The 5,412-nt window shown below is 68.6% G+C and carries 6 protein-coding genes; 5 read left to right on the top strand and 1 reads right to left on the bottom strand.

Annotated features, from left to right (window positions below):
* Positions 1-101: 101 nt before the first annotated feature.
* The 4 genes from DKL51_RS00730 (at position 102) to DKL51_RS00715 (ending at position 3,626) form a co-directional block, all read left to right on the top strand.
* Positions 102-1,181, top strand: a complete 1,080-nt coding sequence (locus DKL51_RS00730) for a zinc-dependent alcohol dehydrogenase family protein (protein WP_243420471.1) — start codon at positions 102-104, stop codon at positions 1,179-1,181.
* Between the two features lie 39 nt (positions 1,182-1,220).
* Positions 1,221-1,682, top strand: coding sequence for a DUF2255 family protein (locus DKL51_RS00725; RefSeq protein WP_124811612.1), 462 nt, complete (start codon positions 1,221-1,223; stop codon positions 1,680-1,682).
* On the top strand, positions 1,679-2,563 hold the full coding sequence (locus DKL51_RS00720) for an aldo/keto reductase (RefSeq protein WP_109945288.1): 885 nt from the start codon (positions 1,679-1,681) through the stop codon (positions 2,561-2,563). Before DKL51_RS00725 ends, DKL51_RS00720 begins: the two co-directional genes overlap by 4 nt.
* A gap of 79 nt (positions 2,564-2,642) precedes the next feature.
* Positions 2,643-3,626 (top strand): aldo/keto reductase, encoded by a 984-nt coding sequence (locus DKL51_RS00715; protein WP_109945287.1) that lies wholly within the window; start codon positions 2,643-2,645, stop codon positions 3,624-3,626.
* A 190-nt stretch (positions 3,627-3,816) separates the two neighbouring features.
* On the opposite strand, the gene DKL51_RS00710 is transcribed toward DKL51_RS00715, so the two are convergent.
* Positions 3,817-4,194, bottom strand: coding sequence for an STAS domain-containing protein (locus tag DKL51_RS00710; protein WP_109945286.1), 378 nt, complete (start codon positions 4,192-4,194; stop codon positions 3,817-3,819).
* A 268-nt stretch (positions 4,195-4,462) separates the two neighbouring features.
* Between DKL51_RS00710 and DKL51_RS00705 the strand changes: the two genes are divergently transcribed.
* A complete protein-coding gene (locus tag DKL51_RS00705; RefSeq protein WP_124811611.1) occupies positions 4,463-5,236 on the top strand; it encodes a GAF and ANTAR domain-containing protein in 774 nt (257 codons plus the stop codon).
* Positions 5,237-5,412 lie beyond the last annotated feature (176 nt).

Here is a 5,412-nt window from a genome sequence, read left to right as displayed (position 1 = left end):
CACACCGACCAGCCGGGGCACGATCTTTCATCAGGACTCGATGTCCAGGAACGACGAGTGCTCACCAACTGGCGGCTACCTACCCACCAGGAGTTTGCCGGATGGCTCACTCCCAGAACTCATTAGGAACGCCCGCTATGCGCGCCACGCTCTTCGGAGGCCCCGGCGACATCACCGTCGGCGAGCGCCCCGACCCACGCCTCGAAACTCCCACTGACGCGGTCGTGCGCGTCACGCTGGGCTGCGTCTGCGGCTCCGACCTGTGGTACTACCGCGGCGTCAACCCGCACGCGCTCGGCCCGATCGGCCACGAGTTCATCGGCGTCGTCGAGCAGGTCGGCGCCGACGTCACCACCCTGCGGCCCGGGGATCTGGTCGTCGCGCCGTTCACCTACTGCGACGGCACCTGCGCCAACTGCGCCGCCGGGTGGACCGGTAACTGCCTGCACGGCGGCTCCTTCGGCAACCACGGCATCGACGGCGGCCAAGGCGAGTTCGTCCGGGTCCCGTACGCCGACGCCACCCTGGTCAAGGTCCCCGGCGGCGGCCACTCCGACACCACCCTCAAGTCTCTGCTCGCCCTGTCCGACGTGATGTGCACCGGCCACCACGCCGCGGTCAGCGCCGGCATCGAGCCCGGCGCCACGGTCGCCGTCGTCGGCGACGGCGCCGTCGGCCTCTGCGCGGTCATCGCCGCCAAGCGACTCGGCGCCGACCGGATCATCGCGCTGAGCCGCAACCCCACCCGGCAAGCCCTCGCACGCGAGTTCGGCGCGACCGACATCGTCATCGAACGCGGCGACGACGTCACGAAACTGATCATGGACATGACCGGCGGCCTCGGCGTCGACGCCGCCCTGGAATGCGTCGGCACCGGCCAGTCCATGGCCACCGCGTTCAGCATCGCCCGGGTCGGCTCCATCGTCGGCGCGATCGGCGTGCCCCACGACTCCGTCGTGCCGATCGACACCGTCATCTTCCGCAACGTCGGCCTGCGCGGCGGTGTCGCCCCCGCCCGACGCTACATCCCCGAGCTGCTCGACGACGTGCTCGCCGGCCGCGTCAACCCCGGCCTCGTCTTCGACTACGAAACCGATCTCGACGGCATCGCCGACGCCTACACCGCCATGATCGAGCGCCGCGCCACCAAGTCCCTCGTGCGCATCAGTGCCGGTCAGTAGCGATTCGCCGGTGTCAAACCTGCGGAGAGGGACCCTGCCATTACCCCTCCCGGCCGACATGATTCCGCGCTCAAGGGAGAACGAAAGACTGTCGCCCACGAATCCACGGCGTCCTGGACGAGGGACGAGCTGACGGCGATCGGCCGGGCGGAGGAGCTCGAGCTCGCATCCCTGCGGCCGGACGGCACGCTACGACCGTATGTCACGATCTGGGTCGTCCGCGCCGGCGACGAGCTGTATGTGCGCTCGGCCCGCGGCCCGGCCAACCCCTGGTTCCTTCGCGCCCTGCGCAGCGGCGCGGGCCGCATCCGGGCCGGCGGCCCGGAACGGGACGTGGTCTTCGCCCAGCCCGCCCCGGACGTCCACGTCGACATCGACGCCGCCTACCACGCCAAATACGACCGGTACGGACCCGCCATCGTCGGATCCGTCGTCGGACCCAACGCGAGCGCGGTCACCATCCACCTGCTACCCAGAAACCGAAAGGAACCCATCCCATGACCATCCGGGAACTGACGTTGAACAACGGCGTCGAGATGCCCGCGCTCGGGTTCGGCGTCTTCCAGACCCCACCCGAGGAGACCCGCGCCGCAGTCGAGGCAGCGCTGTCAACCGGGTACCGGCACATCGACACCGCGGCGGCCTACGGCAACGAACGGGGAGTCGGCGAGGCCTTCCGCAAGTCCGGCCTCGATCGGGCCGACGTCTTCCTGGAAACCAAGATCTGGATCAGTGACTACGGCTACGACCAGACCCTGCACGGCTTCGACAAGAGCGCGGGCAAGCTCGGTGTCGATCAGATCGACCTGCTCATCCTGCACCAGGCCCTGCCGTCGGAGTTCGACAAGACCCTGGAGGCCTACCGCGCCCTGGAGACGCTGCTCGCCGACGGCAAGGTCCGCGCCATCGGGGTCAGCAACTTCATGGTCGACCACCTCACCACGCTGCTGGACAGGGCGACGGTCGTGCCGGCCGTGAACCAGATCGAGGTGCACCCGTACTTCACCCAGCGCGAAGTGCAGGCATTCGGCGTGGCGCACGGCATCCTCACCCAGGCCTGGTCGCCGATCGGCGGCATCACCTTCTACCGGGACGGTGAGCACCGCAGCACTCTGCAGGACCCGGTGATCGGCGAGATCGCCAAGGCGCACGGCAAGACGCCCGCGCAGGTGATGCTGCGCTGGCACCTGCAGCAGGGCCGCTCGGCGATCCCGAAGTCGACGAACCCGCAGCGCATCGCGGAGAACTTTGACGTCTTCGACTTCGAACTCACCGGCGAGCAACTGGTCGCGATCGACGGCCTCGACACCGGCCGGCGCGGCGGGCCAGAGCCGGCCGACATCACCCTCGAGAGCTTCGGCCGGCCGATCCCCGAAGCCTGATCCACGCCGCACCCCCGCTGCCCCCGGCCTCGCCGCGCGACAGCGGGGCCCACTCGACGAACGACACGAAGGGACCAACATGCGTACCGCCAAGCTCGGCGACCTCGAGGTCGCCCGGATCGGCCTGGGTGCGATGGGAATGTCGCACGGCTATACCGGCGCCGGCCGCGACGACGCCGAATCGATCCGCACCATCCACCGGGCGCTCGACCTGGGTGTCACGCTCATCGACACTGCGGAGATCTACGGCCCGTTCGTCAACGAGGAACTGGTCGGCAGGGCGATCAAGGGGCGACGCGACCAGGTGGTCCTGGCGACCAAGTTCGGGCTGGTCGCGCACGATGGCCGTGGCCCGTGGACGCGCGACAGCAGCCCGGACAACATCCGCATCGCGGTCGAGGGCTCGCTGCGCCGGCTGGGCACCGACCACATCGACCTGTACTACCAGCACCGGGTCGATCCGCAGACTCCGATCGAGGACACCATGGGCGCGATGGCCGGGCTGGTGGAGCAGGGCAAGGTCCGTTACGTCGGCCTCTCCGAGGCGTGGATCGACACGATCCGCCGCGCGCATGCGGTCCACCCGGTCACTGCGCTGCAATCGGAATACTCCCTGTGGACCCGGGACCAGGAGCAGGTGCTGCCGGTGCTGCGCGAACTGGGCATCGGGCTGGTCGCGTACTCCCCATTGGGCCACGGCTTCCTCACCGGCACGCTGCGCACCCCGGAGGACGTCGAGCGCCTCGACGACGACGACTTCCGCAAGAACAACCCGCGATTCACCGGCGAGAACTTCCAGCGCAACCTGCGCATCGCCGACCAGGTGCAAACGGTCGCCGACCAGGTGGGCGCCACGCCGGCGCAGGTGGCCCTGGCGTGGTTGCTCACCAAGGGCGGCGACATCGTGCCCATTCCCGGTACCAAGCGCGTCAGCCGGGTGGAGGAGAACACTGCCGCCGATGCCGTCGAACTGACCGCTGAGCAGATTGCGACCCTGGACCGCCTCACCCCGGCCGAGGGCGGCCACCACACCGAGGCCCAGATGCAGATGATCGAGCGGTAACCCGACGCTGGCCCGGATCCACGAGAGGGGTTGCCTGCCAACAGCGCCTCAGCTACGCGACTCCTGTTCAGACAATGGGTGGAGTCTCACCCCCTGCGAGACAACCGAACTGGAAACGTCCTCCGCCAAGGACGAGCCCGCTCGCTGGCGCTGCCGCTCTTGGTCACCAGCCTCGTACTCGACGGAGGTGTCAAGCGGTGGTCGTGGTGGTGTGGCTTCGGAACCGGTCGATGTCTCCGGTTGCGGTGAGGACTCTGACGGTGATCCGAGACGGGTCACACAGGACCAGGTCTACCGCGTCAGCGGTGGCCGCCTGCTGGATGCGCAGCAGTGCGTTGATCCCGGCCGCGCCGAAGAACGTCACCTTCGCGAGATCCAGCACCAGCCGCGGGGGGTGATCGCACAGCAGGCATCCGGCAAGATCGGTCAGCAAGTGGGCGTTGCTCATGTCGACCTCGCCACGGACCACTACAACGGTGACCCGGCCGGAGGTGGCAACGTGCAGTGACAGAAGCGGGTCGCGGTAGGGGCGAGGCTTCAACCTGGCAGACATCCGGTGGGTGAACATGGGCCCTCCCGCCGCATACGGCAGAGGATCCGAGGCCACCACGACTAATCGCAACGGCGCCGGTGGGCGGTCGCCCCAGGCTCATGTCCGAACCCGGCCAACAGCGTACTCCCGATCGAATGCCCCCCGACACCACTGACACGCTGCCGTCAGCCGCACAAGGCGCATACTGGGACAGCCGGTGGTTTCTTGCACGTCGCCAAATCGAGACGGCGCCGCCTTCGGTCGATCGACCAACCGAAGCGTTGCTTTAGGAAGCCGGTTCCCCGTGTCCAGCTCCTCCGATCCGTCTGCCCTGACGTCCGCCGCCTACGGTCACCTGCTGGATCTGCTCGTCGGGTCACCCAACCTCGACGCCTTCCTTGATGATGTGGTCCGGCTCGCCGCCGACGTGGTCACCCCCGCTGCCTCGTGCGGGTTGACCTTGCGCCGCGACGGCCGGCCGTTCACTGTCTCCAACAGTGACGTGCTCGCCGCAGAGCTCGACGAGATCCAGTACGGCGCCGACGAAGGCCCCTGCCTCGACGCCCTCCGCGGCGGCGTCGTGACCCAGATCGACGACCTGGCCGGGGACGAACGCTGGGAACGGTACCGGCCGCATGCCATAGCCCACGGCGTGGTCAGCTCCCTGTCCATACCCCTCCTGGTCGACGGCCAGACCATCGCCGCGCTGAACCTTTACTCCACGCAGCGCGCCGCGTTCGACGGGCCGCAACGTCAGCACGCGGAAGCGTTCGCCGCCCAGTGCGCCGCAGCCCTCGCCCTGACCCTGCGCCAGGCACAGCAGACAGAAGTGCAGCAGCAGCTCTGCGAGGCCATGGCGTCCCGCTCGATCATCGACCAGGCCATCGGGATTCTGATGGCTCAACACCGCTGCACCGCCAGGACCGCCTTCGGCCTGCTGCGCCAGGCATCCCAACACCGCAACAGCAAACTCCGCGACCTCGCCGCCGCCATCATCACCAACATCAGCGGCGAACCACCCGAGGCACCCACCCCGTTCAAGACAACCACCAAAGCGGATCGCATCGGCGAGGACTAACCCAATGAAGCAGCTCTCGACGAAACTGCTGTCGGCCACGGGGACCCCGGCCGGCCACGTGCGACGGGTGCTCGAGCTGACCGGCGTCCTGCCGATCCTCACCGACGGGGCGGCCTGACCGCCGCCGCGTCAGTGCGAGCGTGCCGCATCGCGTTGATCGCCCTGGCCGGTCACCC

The sequence above is a fragment of the Micromonospora globispora genome (genome assembly GCF_003857015.1).
GTDB lineage: Bacteria > Actinomycetota > Actinomycetes > Mycobacteriales > Micromonosporaceae > Micromonospora > Micromonospora globispora.
The sequence above is the reverse complement of the archived record's forward strand: the minus strand, read 5'-3'. Positions and strand labels throughout refer to the sequence as shown.